Below are 15,586 nucleotides of genomic sequence, written 5' to 3'. Positions count from 1 at the left end.
GGCTCGTTGGGCACGGGCCGGTGGGGGCTGGTCGCCAGGACACGCCGCTTGCCCCGCAGGCACACTCTTACCCGACAGCGTTAGCATCTGGCCACGCACACCGTGCCACAGTGGAAACGGGAAGCGAACCAAGGGGGATCAAGCCGGATGCCGGTCAAGGTCAGTGTGATCGTTCCCGTGTACAACCCGGGACCGTATATCGAGGACTGCATCGCCTCGTTGCTGCGGCAGTCGCTGCCGCCGGACGAGTACGAGGCGATCTTCGTCGACGACGGTTCCGACGACGGGACCCCGGCCCGCCTCGACGCGCTCGCCGCCGAGCACCCCGGCCTCGTGACGGTGATCCATCAGGAGCCCTCCGGCTGGTCGGGCAAGCCCCGTAACGTCGGAATCGCCGCCGCCAAGGGCGAGTTCGTGATGTTCGTCGACAACGACGACTATCTCGGCGACGAGGCCCTGGAGCGGATGTACGACTACGGCGTGGCCAACGGCGCGGACGTGATCGTCGGCAAGATGGCCGGTCAGGGCCGGGGTGTGCCGGTGGAGCTGTTCCGCCGCAACCATCCGCACGCCAGCGTCGAGAACACCCCGCTGATCGACAGCCTCACCCCGCACAAGATGGTCCGCCGCGAGTTCCTGGACCGCATCGGCCTCCGCTTCCCGGAGGGCCGGCGGCGCCTGGAGGACCACGTCTTCGTCACCGAGGCGTATCTGCGGGCGGCCAACGTCTCCGTGCTCAGCGACTACGTCTGCTACTACCACATCAAGCGTGAGGACGGCGCCAACGCGGGCTTCCAGCGCTTCGACCCCGTCGGCTACTTCAAGAATCTCCGCGAGGCGCTGGACGTCGTCGACGAGTACACCGAGCCGGGGCCGGTGCGCGACCGGCTGCACCGGCGCTGGCTGCGCGTCGAGATGGTCGAGCGGATGCGCGGGCGCCGCCTGTTGAAGGTGCCCCAGGAGTACCGTCGGGAGCTGTTCGACGAGATGCGGGGCGTCGTCGTGGAGCGCTTCGGCCCGGGCGTCGCGGCCGGGCTCCAGCCCACCCAGCAGGTGGTCGCCGCGCTGATCGCCGCCGACCGCTACGAGGACGTCGTCGCGTTCGCCGAGTGGGAGGTCGGCATCGTGCCGACGTCCGCACCGGAGCGGGTGGAGTGGCGGGACGGTGTCCTGCACGTCTCGTTCACCGCCGAGTACGCGTCGGGCGGCGCACCGCTGACGCTGCCCGCCGAAGGCGCCCGCACCCCGCTGGAGGGTCCGCCGAAGGACATCGCGGAGGCGATCGCCTGGGTGGGCGCGGACACCGTCACCCGGTTCGGCGAGGCCAAGGTGGATCTGCTGCTGCGCGAGCGCTCCAGCGCCGCCCCGTACTTCCAGCCGGTGGAGTTCACCCGCGAGACGGTTCCCACCGCGGACGGCACGGGCGTCCGCATGGTGCTGCACGCCACGGCCACCGTCGACCCCACGACCGCGGCCGGCGACTTCCCGCTGAACGCCGGCTACTGGGACGCCCACCTGCGCGTCCGGCTGGGCGGCTGGACCAAGGAGTGCCGGCTCGGCCCGGCCCCTCGCCGCTCCCGCCCCACCCCGGACGCGGGTGTCGTCGGCGGCCGTGTGGTGCTGCCGTACTGGACGGAGCCGCACCACAACTTCTCCGTGGACGTCGACCGGGCGAGCAAGCGCCTCGGCCTCGGTCGCGTCTCGCCCCAGGACGTCACCGTCTCGGGCGACCGGCTCACCGTGGCGCTGCCGCTGTACGTCCCCGGCGACACCGAGGTGCTGCTGCGGCTGACCGGCACGACGCCCGACCAGCGCATCGAGGTGCCCGGCGTGCTCTCCGCCGCCGACACGACCGGGGCGCTGCTGACGGCGACGCTGCCCACCAAGGACCTGCGGGGCGGGACGTGGCGGGCCACGCTGAGCCTCGCCCCCGGCGCCGACGCACCGCGCTTCCTCGCATTGCCGCTGCCGTTGCAGGGCACCGCGGTCGGTGCACGGGTGATCGGGCCGCCCCGGCCCAGCGGTGTGACACGGCTGGCCCGCGGGGTGCGGCGCGTCCTGGGTGCGGTCCGCAGGAAGGTCACCGCCGAGCTCAAGGCCCGTAGGGCATAACGGCGAGGCGCTGCCGCCGACCGAGGCGGAGCGGTCCTGGGACCGCTCCGCCTACTGCCGGCGGCAGCGCGGACTCAGCGACTGACGCTGAGCTGCTCCGCGCTGCGCCGCAGGGGCTCCCAGCCGCGGGCCCGCTTGGTTCCGCGGTTGCGGGCGCGGACCAGCGGGGCCCAGAAGCCGGCTCCCACCAGCTCCTCGGGCTTCACGGCCGAGGCCCGCTCCAGGACCGTCTCGGGCACCTTCTGCGGGTCCGGGACGACATACTCGGCGATGATCTCGTCGTACTTGTCCTTGAGCACCGTGTTGTCCGGGTCGGCGCCGAAGACGATCAGCTGGCCGGTGGGCTCGGTGTCGACCAGGACCGTCACCAGGTCGGGGCGGAAGCGGGCCAGCACCTCGATCATCTTGTAGACGTCGCCGGTCCAGGCGTTGGTGTGCCGGTCACGGGCCGCCTCGTCGACGCTGCGCGGCAGCATGTCGTCCAGGACGATCACGCTGGCCCAGTCGGAGTGCTTCTCCACGTTGATGAAGTCGCGCAGCGCGTACTCGAACAGGTGCATGCCGTCGATGAACGACAGGTCGAGCGTGGTGCGCTGCCAGTAGCCGAAGGGGCTGCGGTTGCGCGCCAGGTTGCGCAGCGGATGGCGGCCGCCGCGCAGGTGCGCGAGGGGGTTCTGGCGGGCGAAGAAGTCGTCGCTGGTCGCCTTCGCCAGGTGGACGTCGCAGCGGATCTCCGACACCACCTTGAACGCGGGGTCGATCGCGATGCTGGGCACCCGGGACAGCGTCAGGCTTCGGCCGTCGTTGACGCCGATCTCCAGGTAGTTCCGGTTCGCGCTGACCTTGTGGAGCTCCCGGAGGAACTCATGACGTTTCACGAGGAAATCTCCTTGCGGATGTGTGGCAATGCTTCGTGCAGGGCTGCGGGTCGGGGGGCGGGCCGGGTGAAGGCCTCGCTGGTGACGAGGAGGGTCATGAACGGATCTGCACCTTGCTGTGGTCGCCGAGGACGAGGCGGTGTGCGCTGGGTACATCGGGCGCCGGGGTCACCTCGACGTGCCGGCCGATCAGCGAGGACTCGATCCGTCCCACCCCGTCGATCGAGGAGTCCCGGAGCACGATCGAGAACTCCACCTCGCTGTCGGTGATACGGCAGTTCTCCGCGATCGAGGTGAAGGGGCCGACGTAGGAGGCGCTCACGACCGTTCCGGAGCCGATGACGGCGGGGCCGACGATGCGGGAGTTCACGATCCGCGCGCCCTCCTCGACCACGACCCGTCCCACGGCCTCGGAGGCATTGTCGATCTCGCCGTCGACGCGCGGTGCGATGGTCTCCAGGACCCTCCGGTTCACCTCCAGCATGTCGCTGACGTTCCCCGTGTCCTTCCAGTAGCCCGTGATCGTCGTGGAGCGTACGTCGGCCCCGTCGTCGATCAGGTGCTGGATGGCGTGGGTGATCTCCAACTCGCCGCGCCAGGACGGCTCGATGGCGGCGACGGCTGCGTGGATCGCCGGGGTGAAGAGGTACACCCCGACCAGGGCGAGGTCGCTCTTGGGGTGCTCCGGCTTCTCCTCCAGGCCGATCACCTGGCCCGACGCGTCGAGTTCGGCGACGCCGAAGGCGCGGGGGTCGGGGACCTGGGTGAGGAGGATCTGTGCGGCCGGCCGGTTCGCGCGGAACTCGCCGACGAGGTCGGAGATCCCACCGACGATGAAGTTGTCGCCGAGGTACATCACGAAATCGTCGTCGCCGAGCCAGTCCCGCGCGATCAGTACCGCGTGGGCCAGTCCGAGCGGCCGTGCCTGGGGGATGTAGGTGATCTCCAGGCCGAACTTCGACCCGTCGCCGACCGCTTCCTCGATCTCGGCGGCGGTGTCCCCGACGATCATTCCGACCTCGGTGATTCCCGCGGCCGCGATCGATTCCAGCCCGTAGAACAGCACGGGCTTGTTCGCGACGGGGACGAGCTGCTTGGCCGAGGTGTGCGTGATGGGCCTGAGCCGTGTGCCCGCGCCACCGGAGAGCACGAGAGCCTTCATCTGGTTCACCCTAGCCCTGATCGACCATGAGTGACCAATGGTTGTCTTGCTTGTTTGTTACGACAGCACGGCTGTGGGGTGCCGGGCAGGGAAACAGCCCCCCTTTTCCGACACCCCGCGTCAAGGTCTCCGACGGCTCACGGTCATGCGCACGTCGGTACGTCGTCCAGCCAAGCCGGACCCTGGAGGTAGATGTTGGTGACCCAGGCCTTGTAGTCCGGCAGGTAGGACCAGGCGTCGTTGGGTTCGGTCTTCGTCCAGACTCCCGTGCCCCAGGTCTCGTGGAGGTGCCCCGTCGCCGGGCCGGTGTTGACGCGGAGGGCGCCGAAGTAGTCGCCGTTCAGACGGACTTCGCTCACCATCAGCTTCGTGCCGGATTGCTTCGCCTCGACCATCTTCCTGGCGCCGAGGTAGATGGCGATGTGGTGCAGCTGCTTCGAGGTGCCCCAGGCGAGCAGGTCACCGGGGAGCAGCGGGGCGAGGCCCTGGGCGGCGGTGAAGCGTTCGGCGGCGCGGTGCGTGTAGTACTGGGCGCTCGCGACGCCGTTGAGGATGTCCGTGCCGACGGCCTGGGCGTAGGCGTATCGGACCAGCCCGGAGCAGTCGAAGCCGAGCCGTTCGGGGTCGTGTTCGCTCGCCGGGTCGGTGGGGTCCACCTGGCCGTACGTGCCACCGGGCGCGGCGCCGTGACCGCCGCCCCACGTGTACCGAACGCGGCGGGCGAGCGGCCGGGAAACCGGCTGTGGCCAGGTCGTTCACCAGGCCGTGGGCAACCGGGCGCGGTCACTCGCCGAGGGCGATCTCGCACCACACCTGCTTGCCGCCGCTGACCGGAACGCTCCCCCACGCCGCCGACATGGCCTCGACGAGGAGGATGCCGCGGCCTCCGGTGGCCTCCCAGCCGATGTCGGTGGGCTTGACCGGGGTGCGGGGTGAGGAGTCGGCGACCGCGACCCGCAGTCGGTGGTTGACGAGGGTGAGGTCGAGCCGGACTCTGCCGTCGGTGTGCACGAGGGCGTTGGTGACGAGTTCGGAGACGACGAGGAGAACGGCGTCCGTCTCCTCGGTCACGCCCCAGGCGCGCAGGGTGCGCTTGGTGAAGCGGCGGGCGTGCCGGGCCGCTTCGGGGACGCGCCACACCGTCCAGCTCTCGCGCAGCGGGCGTACGGCCATGCCGTCGTAGCGCAGGAGGAGGAGGGCGACGTCGTCATTGCGGCGGGCGTTGCCGAGGAGGGCGTCGGCGACGAGTCCGAGGTGCTCGGGGTCGGAGACGGCCAGTTCGTGGGCGAACCGGTCCATGCCCTCGTCGATGTCGGCCTCGGGGGACTCGACGAGGCCGTCCGTGGTGAGCGCGAGGAGCGTGCCGGGCCGCAGGCCGAGCTGGGTCATCGGGAAGTCGGCCTGCATGACCACGCCGAGCGGCGGGCCGCCGTCCGCCTCGGGGATCTCCGTGGAGCCGTCCGGGTGACGCAGCACCGGGGGCAGGTGTCCGGCCCGCACGTACCAGGCCGTGCCCTCCTCCATGTCGACGTCGACGTAGCAGCAGGTGGCGAAGAGGTCGCTCTCCATGTCCATCAGGAGACGGTTGGCGTGGGAGACCACCACGTCAGGGGGGTGGCCCTCGACCGCGTACGCGCGCAGGGCGGTGCGCATCTGGCCCATAAGGGTGGCGGCGCCCGCGTTGTGGCCCTGGACGTCGCCGATGACGAGGGCGACGTGGTTGTCGGGCAGCGGGATGACGTCGTACCAGTCGCCGCCGACCTCCAGGCCCTCGGTCGTGGGGAGGTAGCGGGCGACGGCGACCCCGCCGGGCAGGGTGGGCAGGCGGCGCGGCAGCAGCTGGCGCTGGAGCATGCCGACCAGTTCGTGTTCGGCGTCGAAGGCGTGGGCGCGCATCAGGGCCTGCCCTGCGAGGCCGGCGGAGGCGGTGAGCAGGGCGCGTTCGTCGGGGCCGAAGTCGTGCGGGGCGTCCCAGCCGATGAGGCAGGCGCCGGCCATGCGGCCCCCGGCGGGCAGCGGCAGGACGGCGAGGCCGCCTGGGCCGACCTCGGCGAGGGCGGGTTCGAGGACGGTGCCGGCGGGCCAGATCTGGGCGCGGCCCTCGCGCAGGGCGGTGGCGAGGGTGGGCATGAGGCGCACGGGGGCGTCGGGCCACTCGGAGCGCCACTCCAGGCGCCACAGCTCGGGCCAGGACTCGGGTTCGGGCGGGTCGAGGACGGTGACGATCAGCCGGTCGCCCTCCAGCTCGGCGAGCGCGATCCGGTCGGCCTGCAGCGGCTTGCGCAGGGCCGTGACGACGGCCTGACTGACGTCCCGGACGGTGCCCGCGGTGGCCAGTGCGGCGGCGAGGCGCTGGACGCGGGCCACGTCGTTGACGCCGGAGCGCAGCTGGGAGGCGTCGGTGACGGTGCCGACGAGCCGGACGGGCCGGCCGTCGCCGCCGGGCAGGAGGCGTCCGCGCAGCCGCAGCCACTTGGGCTGTCCGTCGGGCCGCAGGACCCGGAACTCCAGCTCGCGGTCGCCGATGGACATGTGGTCCGCCTCGACCACGGACATCAGGGAGGGCAGGTCCTCGGGCACGGTCAGGCCCAGCAGGGTCTCGACCCTGCCGTCGAAGTCGGCCCGGGCCAGTCCGAACAGTGCCAGGAGGCCGTCGCCGACCTCCACTCGCCCGGTGTCCATGGCCAGGCTGAAGGCGTTGGCGGCCAGTTCCTCGCCCTCGGCGGCCTCGGCCGCGGCGGGGCAGGCGACGGCCTCGGCGATGAGTTCGAGGCACTTGCGGCCCTCGTCGTCGAAACCGCCCGGGGTCTCGGTCACGGCGAGGAGAGCGCCTCCGCTCCCGCCACGGACCGGGAGGGCCGCGAGGTGGAGCTCGCCGGTCGGCAGGCGCCGGGAGTCCGCGCATTCGGCGAGATCGTCGGGGCCGAGCCACGAGGTCCTGCCTTCGCGGTGGGCGTCGGCCGCCGGGGACCGGCCGGATACGGGGTAGGCGTCCCGTAGCGCGTAGAGGGTCCTCGGTACGCCGGCCGACTCGACCAGGCAGAGCAGGTCGCCGTTCTCGCCCGGTGTGTAGACGGCGGCGAGTGTGGCGCCCGTGAAGACGAGCGCCTGTTCGAGGACGCGGTGCAGCCGTTCGCGTGAGTCCGGCTCGGCGGCGAGCGTCTTGAGGGCAAGTTCGGCACGCAGCGTTCTCGTTCTGCGTTCCGCCGCGCCCTCACTGACCACGTCCGTCATTACAGCGCTTATGAGCCGCCCGCGCAGCCCCTGTGGACGTTCCGTGGGCGTGGCGACCCCTGTGACCGTCCGTGACCGAGCGCCCGGCGTGCGCCCGGTACTGGGCACGGGAGCCCTCGCCGTGCGCGTCGGGCCGCCAGGAGGGAGCCTTGATCCCTGGGGCGTGTCGCGCGTGCCCGGCGAGGAGGTGGTCGGCGTGTCCGACGGGCAGACGTCCGGACCGGCGCCGACCGAAGCCGGGGCGCCGATCGGCCGTCCGCTGCTCTCGCTGGCACTGGCCGCGATGATGGACGAGGTCGGCGCGCACTCCGGCGCGGTGTATCTGCTGGCGCCCGACGAGCCCGTGCTGGAGATGGCCGTGATGGCGGGGCTGCCGCGCGCGTTCGCGGCGCCCTGGGAGCGGGTCGGGCTGAGCGCGCCGATCCCCGTCGCCCAGGCGGTACGCGGGCGGCGGTTGATCTGGGTGGGCGGCGAGGAGGACATGGCGCGCCGGTATCCGCGGATCGCCGTGGTCCTGCCGTATCCCTTCGCGCTGGCCGCGCTGCCGGTGGCGACCGCGTCGACGGTGTACGGCGCGGTGTTCGTGACCTGGCCGGGCTCGCACCCGACGGAGCTGTCCGACGCGGAGCGGGACCATCTGACGTCGGCCTGCGACCGGCTCGCGCTGCGGCTGGAGCGGGCCGCCCGGGAGAGCCGTCCGCTGCGCGCGGAGCCGGATCTGCTCGCCGGGCCGCCCGAGGGGGGCGTGGCCGGCACGCTGGGCACGGTCGAGGCGGCTCGGATGGTGGCCAGGCTGCCGTACGGGCTGTGCTCGCTCGATCTGCACGGCCGGGTCTCCTTCGCCAACGCGGCGGCGGCCGAGCTGCTCGGTCTCCCGGCGAGCGATCTGCTCGGCACCCAGCTGTGGAGGTCGGTGTCCTGGCTCAACGACCCGGTGTACGAGGACCGTTACCGGGCGGCGCTGCTCAGTCAGCACGTGACCTCGTTCGTGGCGCTGCGCCCGCCGGGCGACTGGCTGTCGTTCCGGCTGTATCCCAGCACCACCGGGATCAGCGTGCGCATCAGCCGGGCCCGGGCGGTGTCGCAGTTGGGCCGCGCGGCACCGCCGGCGGACGACGGCATGTCCCGGCTGGTGACGATCTCGCAGGTGCTGAGCCTGGCCGGGGCGCTCACCGAGGCGGTCGGTGTGCAGGACGTGGTGCAGCTGGTCGCGGACGAGATCGCCCCGGCCGTGGGCAGCCAGGCCCTGGTCCTCCTCGGTTCGCGGGGCGGGCGGCTGCATGTGCTGGGGCACCGCGGCTATCCGGATGCGCGCGTCGTGGAGCGGTTCGACGGACTGCCGCTGACCGAGCGGACCCCGGGTGCGCACGCCCTCAGCAGCGGTGTGCCCGCGTTCTTCGACGACCGGCGGCAGTTGGAGCGCCTGTATCCGAGCCGGCACGCCACCCCCGACGGCTTCGCCGCCTGGGCCTATCTGCCGCTCATCGCGTCCGGGCGGCCGGTGGGCACGTGTGTGCTCGCGTACGCCGAGCCGCACTCCTTCCCTGCGGACGAGCGGGCCGTCCTCAACAGTCTCGGCGGGCTGATCGCGCAGGCGCTGGAACGTGCCCTTCTCTACGACGCCAAGCACCAGCTGGCGCACGGCCTCCAGGCGGCCCTGCTGCCGCCTTCGCTGCCCCGGCTGCCGGGCATCGAGGCGGCCGCCCGCTATCTGCCGGCCACTCAGGGCATGGACATCGGCGGCGACTTCTACGACCTCGTGCCGACGCGGGGGCTGGCGGCGGCGGTGATCGGGGACGTGCAGGGGCACAACGTGACCGCGGCGGGGCTGATGGGGCAGATCCGCACGGCCGTCCGTGCGTACACGACTGTGGGTCAGGCGCCGGAGGAGGTCATGCGCAGCACCAACCGGCTGCTGATCGACCTCGGGGCGGATCTGTTCGCGAGCTGTCTGTATCTGCGGCTCGATCCCGCGCGCGGGCGGGCCGTAATGGCCCGTGCGGGGCATCCGCCTGCGCTGCTGCGACGGCCGGACGGGCGGGTACGGGTGCTCGACCTCGCCGGGGGCCCGCTGCTGGGTATCGACGCCGACGCGACGTATCCGACGACGGAGTTCGACTTCGCCCCCGGCTGTGTCCTCGCCCTCTACACGGACGGGCTCGTGGAGTCCCCCGGGGTCGACATCGAGGACGCGCTCGCCGACCTCGGCCGCCGGCTCGCCGAGACCGGGGACCAGCCGCTGGACGAACTGGCCGACAGCCTCGTAGGGCACAACGCGGCGGCGGAGGAGCGGATCGACGATGTCGCGCTGCTTCTGCTGCGGGCGCGAGCGGACGGCTGACCCGGGATTTCCGCTCGCAAACAGGGCGGTCCGGCCCTCCCGCCGGAGGGCCGGACCGATCCACTGCCGACCGGAACCGCTTCATGGTGCGGCCGGATCAGTGGCTCTGGTTCTTGGTGGGGTGGATCAGTTGGTGGAGGTCAGGCCGGAGTCGTGCTCCGTGCCCGTCTGGTCCTCGACGCCGGCTTCCTCGCCGCCCACTTCTTCGCCGGTTCCGACCTCTTCACCAGCGCCGGCTTCCTCACCGGCACCGGCCTCCTCGCCGCCGACCGCGTCGCCGCCTGCTTCCTCACCGGCGCCCGCCTCGTCACCAGCGCCGGCTTCGTCGCCCGCGCCCGCTCCGGCGTCGCCGAGCGTGGCGCCCACCGCTTCCAGGGCGGTGGTCACGGGCTGGAAGAAGGTCTCGCCGCCGACGGTGCAGTCGCCGCTGCCGCCCGAGGTGAGGCCGATCGCGCTGCCGTCCTGGGTGAACAGCGAGCCGCCGCTGTCGCCGGGCTCGGCACAGACGTCCGTCTGTATGAGCCCGGTGACGGTGCCCTCCGGGTAGTTGACGGTGGCGTCGAGTCCGAGGACCGTGCCGTTGGCCAGGCCGGTGGTGCTGCCCATCCGGAAGACCTCGGTGCCGACCGTGGCTTCGGCGGCCTGGGCGATCTGGACGGTCTGCCCGTCACCGACGTTGACCTCGCTCGCAGCGACGGTCGCCGGGTCGTCGTACTTGACGAGCGCGAAGTCGCCGTCACCGGGGAAGGTGGCCTGGTCGACGGTGGCGATCGGCTCGCCGTCCTGAGTGTCCGCCCAGGCCGCGGCCGCGACCCCGCAGTGGCCCGCGGTGAGGAAGGCCGGGGCGCCGTCGCCCGCGGTGACGTTGAACCCGAGGGAGCAGCGTGCCCCGCCGCCGAAGATGGCGTCGCCGCCCGACACGAACGTCTTGAAGGTGCCGGCGGACTTCTTGATGGTCGCCATGCCCGAACCGAGGCTGTCGACGGTCGACTCCAGCGTGTCCCAGTTGTCGCCGGTGACGGTGCTGTCCGCGGTGACCAGGATCTTGTTGGTCCGCGGGTCGACGGCCCAGGAGGTGCCCGGGATGGTCGCGTCCGCCTTGAGGGTCGCCGCGGCGGCCTCCAGTTCGGCCGTGCTGTTCTCGACCTCGCGGACGTCCGCGCCCGCCTTCTCCGCCTGGACGATGATGTTGTTGTTGTCACCGGAGATGACGTTCACGACGAGTTGCTGACTGTCGGCGTCGTAGTACGAGCCGGCGAAGGCGTCGCCGAGCAGATCCGCGAGCTGCTCGGCGAGATCCGAGGCGTCCGTCGCCTGAAGGGTCTTGGGGGTGGCGCTGTCCGCCGTGCTGTCCTGGGACGCGTTGGCGTTCGGCAGCAGAATCGCTGCCGCTCCGAGCGCCGCAACGGTGCCTACCGCGAATGCGGCCTTGCGCTTCGGAATTCGCTTGTGACTCAAACTTCTCGACCTCCTGCGGGACGGGGTCTGTGCCGCCGTTCGGCAGCTTTTCTGGATGGGCGCCTGGATGGCTGTTGGTACGCATGCGCCGCGCGGGGCGTTCAATTCCGTTTGCCAACTTCCTTTGCGCGACGGCGAATCGGCCATGACCCGCGTCCCTGGGGCGGGGGGTGGGAACAATCCCCCATATGACGATGACCACCGCCGAAGCCGACAAGATCCTCTCCGCCAACTTCGCCCCCTGGGTCCTCGACCTGGGCCTGTCGGTCGTGGCGCTGGAGGATCGGCGCGCGATCCTGCGACTTCCCTGGTCCGGGCGGCTGTCCCGGGAGGGTGGCGGACTGTCGGGACAGGCCCTGATGGCCGCCGCCGACACGGCGACCGTGATCGCGGTCTCGGCGGCCCGGGGCGCCTACGGACCGATGACGACCGTGCAGCAGTCGACGTCATTCCAGCGGGCGGTGACCGGTTCGGATGTCTTGATCGAAGCGGTCGTCACCAAACTCGGCCGCCGCATGGCGTTCGCCGACATCACGATGACCGACGAGGGCTCCGGAGAGATCGCCGCCCGCGCGAGCACGGTGTACGCACTGCTGGGCTGACACGTTCCGCACCCGGTCGATGACGGTCTGTTCATCAACGCCGCCGGAATCCCGGCTTCAGGGAATCTGCACATCGAATACCCAACCAAGTCACTGCAGACGGAACTTCTGCACAAGCGCATCGCCTCGAACACGCCTTTGGGGCCGGAGTGTCGCATTCGCCGCCGCGACGACCAGAGCCCGAACGAGACGAAGTCGTGAGGCATGTGAAGAACTCGCCGTCGAGACGTGCGCGTCCCTGCACGGATCGGGGCCGCTGGGGCTCAAGTGCCCAGGTGAGATGGGTGGTTGATTGGAAGGGCGGAGCGGCAGCGTGCTTTGATCCGTGCACCGCGAAAGCCGCCAAGGGCTTCCGGAAACGGGTGCCCGGCACTCGCGGTCGCGGCCGTCATCTGTCCCCAGAGGGGGCCGCTCCCCCCTTGTGAAATATCCATACGAAGGGAAGTTCCATCATGAACTCCACCCCCCGTGTTGAGACCGTTGAGATCTCGGACGCCGAGCTCGACAACGTCTCCGGCGGCCTGTCCCTCAACGCCGTTGGCACCGTCACCGGCATCGTTGACGGCATCGCCCCGGTTTCCGAGCTCGTCGGCACGGTCGTCGGCACCGTCGAGGGCGTCACCGGCCTGAGCGTTGCCCCGGTCACCAGCCTGGTCGCCGGTCTCTGATCTTCGGTCTCTGACCAGATCTTGTACCGCTGAGTCCCGGAGTCGCTTGTCGGCTCCGGGATTCTCGGTTGCCCTGAATCTCTCCACCAGGTGAGGGAAAGTTCCTTGCAGTTCCGCCAACAGGCCCTCGCCAAGCTCCAGTCGCCCGAAGAGCTCGACCTTCCGGTGCGCTTCGCGCGTCCGCAGGGCTGGCTGGTGCTCTCCGTGACGGTGGTCGTCATGGCGGCCGCCTCCGTGTGGGCCGTGACCGGCTCCGTGGCCTCGACCGTCAGTGCGTCGGCCATCCTCACGCACGGAGAAGGCAGTTACATCCTGCAGAGCCCCGTCGGCGGCCAGGTGACCAAGATCCTCGCCGAGCAGGGTGAACGGCTCCCCGCCAACTCGCCGGTCCTCCAGGTCCGTACGGCCGAGGGCGACACGGTTGTGCGCACGGTGGCCGCGGGCCGCATCACCGCGCTCGCCGCGACCATCGGCCAGATCATCCAGACCGGCGCGAACGTCGCCGCCGTGGAGAAGGTCGCCCACGCCGACGACCCGCTGTACGCGACGGTCTACGTCCCCGCCGAGAACGCGGCCTCCATACCCGCGAACGCCTCGGTCGACCTGACCGTCCAGTCGGTGCCGACCCAGGAGTACGGCGTGCTGCGCGGCCATGTGAAGTCGGTGGACCGCACCGCCCAGTCCGCGAACTCGATCTCGGCGTTCCTCGGGGACAGCCAGCTGGGCGAACAGTTCACCAAGAACGGCAGGCCGATCGCGGTGCTCGTCCGGCTGGACAAGAGGGCGAGCACGAAGAGCGGTCTGAAGTGGTCCTCCACGGACGGCCCGCCGTTCGCCCTGACCTCCATGACCACGGCCACGGCCCAGATCCGGCTGTCCGATCAACGTCCCGTCGACTGGCTGCTGCCATGAGCCGCGCACAGGACACCCGCAGCAGGCGCCGCGCCGCCCCGCCGAAGCGCGTGATCCCCAAGGGCCGCGCCAAGACCGTCCGTACGCCCACCGTCCTCCAGATGGAGGCCGTGGAGTGCGGTGCCGCCTCGCTCGCGATGGTGCTCGGCCACTACGGCCGCCACATCCCGCTGGAGGAGCTGCGCATCGCCTGCGGTGTCTCCCGGGACGGCTCGCGCGCCAGCAACCTCCTCAAGGCGGCCCGCAGTTACGGTCTGACGGCCAAGGGCATGCAGATGGACACGGCCGCCCTCGCCGAGGTGAAGTCGCCGGCCATCCTGTTCTGGGAGTTCAACCACTACGTCGTCTACGACGGCATGGGGCGCCGCTTCGGCCGCCGCGGCGTGTACATCAACGACCCCGGCAAGGGCCGCCGGTTCGTGCCCATGGAGGACTTCGACACCAGCTTCACGGGTGTCGTCCTGGTCATGGAACCGGGCGACGGCTTCAAGAAGGGCGGCCGCAAGCCGGGCATCCTGGGCGCGATGCCGGCCCGGCTGCGCGGCACCGCGGGCACGATGCCCGCCGCGGTGCTGGCGAGCCTGCTGCTGGTCCTGGTCGGCGCGGCGATGCCCGCGCTGAGCCGGACCTACATCGACATGTTCCTCATCGGGGGCCAGACCTCCCTGCTCGGCGTGCTGTTCGCGTCGATGGGGACCTGTGTGCTGCTCACGCTGGCGCTGACCTGGCTCCAGCAGGCCAACCTGCTGCACGGCCGCATCATCTCCTCCACCCTCTCCAGCGCCCGTTTCCTGCGCCATCTGCTGCGGCTGCCGGTGACGTTCTTCTCCCAGCGCAGCCCGGCCGACCTGGTGCAGCGCCTCCAGTCCAACGACGCCGTCGCCGAGACGCTGGCCCGCGACCTCGCGGCGGCGGGCGTGGACGCGGTGGTCGTCGTCCTCTACGCGATCCTCCTCTACACCTACGACCCCCAGCTCACATACGTCGGCATCGGCGTCGCACTGCTGAACATCGTCGCCATGCGGGTCGTCATCCGGCTGCGCGCGACCCGTACGGCGAAGCTGCGCGCGGACAGCGCCCGGCTCACCAACACCGCCTACACCGGGCTCCAGTTGATCGAGACGATGAAGGCGACCGGCGGTGAGGACGGCTACTTCCGCAAGTGGGCCGGACAGCACGCCACCACGCTGGAGGAGCAGCAGCGGCTGGGGGTGCCGAGCGCCTGGCTGGGCGTGGTCGCGCCGACGCTCGCCACGCTCAACAGCGCGCTGATCCTGTGGATCGGCGGCATGCGGGCCGTGGAGGGCGGCATCTCGATCGGCCTCCTGGTGGCCTTCCAGTCGTTGGTCACCCGCTTCACCGCGCCGATCACCCGCCTCAACGGCGTCGCCGGCCGCATCCAGGACTTCGCGGCCGACGTGGCCCGCCTCAAGGACGTCGAGAACTTCCAGACGGACCCGCTGTACGCCCGCCCCGGCGGCGGCGACTCGACGCGCCGCCTCCAGGGCCACGTCGAGCTGGAGAACATCACCTTCGGCTACAGCCCGCTGGACAAGCCGCTGCTCACCGGCTTCGACCTGACCGTCGGCCCGGGCCAGCAGGTGGCCCTGGTGGGCGGCTCGGGAAGCGGCAAGTCCACGGTCTCGCGGCTGATTTCGGGCCTGTACGCCCCCTGGGAGGGTGTGATCCGCATCGACGGGCAGCGTCTGGAGGACATACCCCGCGGCGCGCTCGCGGCCTCCGTCTCCTTCGTCGACCAGGACGTCTTCCTCTTCGAGGGCAGCGTCCGCGACAACGTGGCCCTGTGGGACCCGTCGATCCCGGACGAGTCCGTGGTCGAGGCGCTGCGGGACGCGGCCCTGTACGACGTCGTCATGCGGCGGCCCGGCGGCATCCACAGCCGGGTCGAGCAGGACGGCCGTAATTTCTCCGGCGGGCAGCGCCAACGCCTGGAGATCGCGCGGGCGTTGGTGCGCCGCCCCAGCATCCTGGTCCTTGACGAGGTGACCAGCGCGCTGGACGCGGAGACCGAACTGGTCGTGATGGACAACCTGCGCAAGCGTGGCTGCGCGTGCGTGGTGATCGCACACCGGCTCAGTACGGTGCGCGACAGCGACGAGATCGTCGTACTCGAACACGGAACGATCGTGGAACGCGGGCGGCACGACGCCCTGGTGGCGTCCGGCGGTGCGTACGCGACGCTGGTCAAGGAGCGGTGA

Annotated in this window: 10 protein-coding genes and 1 pseudogene; 6 read left to right on the top strand and 5 right to left on the bottom strand. The window is 71.1% G+C overall.

The genetic code is table 11. The features are described from left to right. Window positions 1-147: 147 nt before the first annotated feature. Complete coding sequence (locus tag AC5DRG_RS47640) at window positions 148-2,112, top strand: glycosyltransferase family 2 protein (protein WP_491806552.1); 1,965 nt, start codon at window positions 148-150, stop codon at window positions 2,110-2,112. 74 nt (window positions 2,113-2,186) lie between these two features. Here AC5DRG_RS47640 and AC5DRG_RS47635 read toward each other — a convergent pair whose 3' ends face one another. The 4 genes and pseudogenes from AC5DRG_RS47635 to AC5DRG_RS47620 all read right to left on the bottom strand — a co-directional run bounded on the left by AC5DRG_RS47635 (window position 2,187) and on the right by AC5DRG_RS47620 (window position 7,386). Then, on the bottom strand, window positions 2,187-2,990 hold the full coding sequence (locus AC5DRG_RS47635; protein WP_491806551.1) for a class I SAM-dependent methyltransferase: 804 nt from the start codon (window positions 2,988-2,990) through the stop codon (window positions 2,187-2,189). Between the two features lie 94 nt (window positions 2,991-3,084). Next, window positions 3,085-4,152 (bottom strand): glucose-1-phosphate thymidylyltransferase, encoded by a 1,068-nt coding sequence (locus AC5DRG_RS47630; protein ID WP_491806550.1) that lies wholly within the window; start codon window positions 4,150-4,152, stop codon window positions 3,085-3,087. A 143-nt stretch (window positions 4,153-4,295) separates the two neighbouring features. After that, a pseudogene (locus tag AC5DRG_RS47625) lies at window positions 4,296-4,853 on the bottom strand (C40 family peptidase); the annotation flags it as partial. A gap of 82 nt (window positions 4,854-4,935) precedes the next feature. Then, window positions 4,936-7,386: a SpoIIE family protein phosphatase gene (locus tag AC5DRG_RS47620; protein WP_491806549.1), complete on the bottom strand. Its 2,451-nt coding sequence runs from the start codon at window positions 7,384-7,386 to the stop codon at window positions 4,936-4,938. A gap of 187 nt (window positions 7,387-7,573) precedes the next feature. Here AC5DRG_RS47620 and AC5DRG_RS47615 point away from each other — a divergent pair, with 187 nt between their 5' ends. Beyond that, window positions 7,574-9,727, top strand: a complete 2,154-nt coding sequence (locus tag AC5DRG_RS47615; RefSeq protein WP_491813355.1) for a SpoIIE family protein phosphatase — start codon at window positions 7,574-7,576, stop codon at window positions 9,725-9,727. A 126-nt stretch (window positions 9,728-9,853) separates the two neighbouring features. On the opposite strand, the gene AC5DRG_RS47610 is transcribed toward AC5DRG_RS47615, so the two are convergent. Next, window positions 9,854-11,185, bottom strand: a complete 1,332-nt coding sequence (locus AC5DRG_RS47610) for a S1 family peptidase (protein ID WP_491806548.1) — start codon at window positions 11,183-11,185, stop codon at window positions 9,854-9,856. A gap of 188 nt (window positions 11,186-11,373) precedes the next feature. On the opposite strand from AC5DRG_RS47610, the gene AC5DRG_RS47605 reads away from it, so the two are divergent. The 4 genes from AC5DRG_RS47605 (at window position 11,374) to AC5DRG_RS47590 (ending at window position 15,586) form a co-directional block, all read left to right on the top strand. Then, the gene (locus tag AC5DRG_RS47605) at window positions 11,374-11,787 is read left to right on the top strand and encodes a PaaI family thioesterase (protein WP_491806547.1); all 414 of its coding nucleotides are present in this window, start codon (window positions 11,374-11,376) and stop codon (window positions 11,785-11,787) included. Between the two features lie 452 nt (window positions 11,788-12,239). Further along, window positions 12,240-12,455, top strand: coding sequence for a type A2 lantipeptide (locus AC5DRG_RS47600; protein WP_491806546.1), 216 nt, complete (start codon window positions 12,240-12,242; stop codon window positions 12,453-12,455). Window positions 12,456-12,560: 105 nt separating this feature from the next. Then, window positions 12,561-13,367: a hypothetical protein gene (locus tag AC5DRG_RS47595; RefSeq protein WP_491806545.1), complete on the top strand. Its 807-nt coding sequence runs from the start codon at window positions 12,561-12,563 to the stop codon at window positions 13,365-13,367. Beyond that, window positions 13,364-15,586: an NHLP family bacteriocin export ABC transporter peptidase/permease/ATPase subunit gene (locus tag AC5DRG_RS47590; protein ID WP_491806544.1), complete on the top strand. Its 2,223-nt coding sequence runs from the start codon at window positions 13,364-13,366 to the stop codon at window positions 15,584-15,586. Before AC5DRG_RS47595 ends, AC5DRG_RS47590 begins: the two co-directional genes overlap by 4 nt.

Source organism: Streptomyces sp. JLBG701 (genome assembly GCF_058544905.1).
Note: the sequence above shows the minus strand (reverse complement) of the source record. Positions and strands in the feature narration are given on the sequence as shown.

Excerpts from the sequence above, each read along its gene's own strand:
- AC5DRG_RS47620 (WP_491806549.1), bottom strand. The coding sequence starts at position 7,386 with ATGACGGACGTGGTCAGTGAGGGCGCGGCGGAACGCAGAACGAGAACG.
- AC5DRG_RS47590 (WP_491806544.1), top strand. The coding sequence starts at position 13,364 with ATGAGCCGCGCACAGGACACCCGCAGCAGGCGCCGCGCCGCCCCGCCG.
- AC5DRG_RS47605 (WP_491806547.1), top strand. The coding sequence starts at position 11,374 with ATGACGATGACCACCGCCGAAGCCGACAAGATCCTCTCCGCCAACTTC.
- AC5DRG_RS47640 (WP_491806552.1), top strand. The coding sequence starts at position 148 with ATGCCGGTCAAGGTCAGTGTGATCGTTCCCGTGTACAACCCGGGACCG.
- AC5DRG_RS47600 (WP_491806546.1), top strand. The coding sequence starts at position 12,240 with ATGAACTCCACCCCCCGTGTTGAGACCGTTGAGATCTCGGACGCCGAG.
- AC5DRG_RS47630 (WP_491806550.1), bottom strand. The coding sequence starts at position 4,152 with ATGAAGGCTCTCGTGCTCTCCGGTGGCGCGGGCACACGGCTCAGGCCC.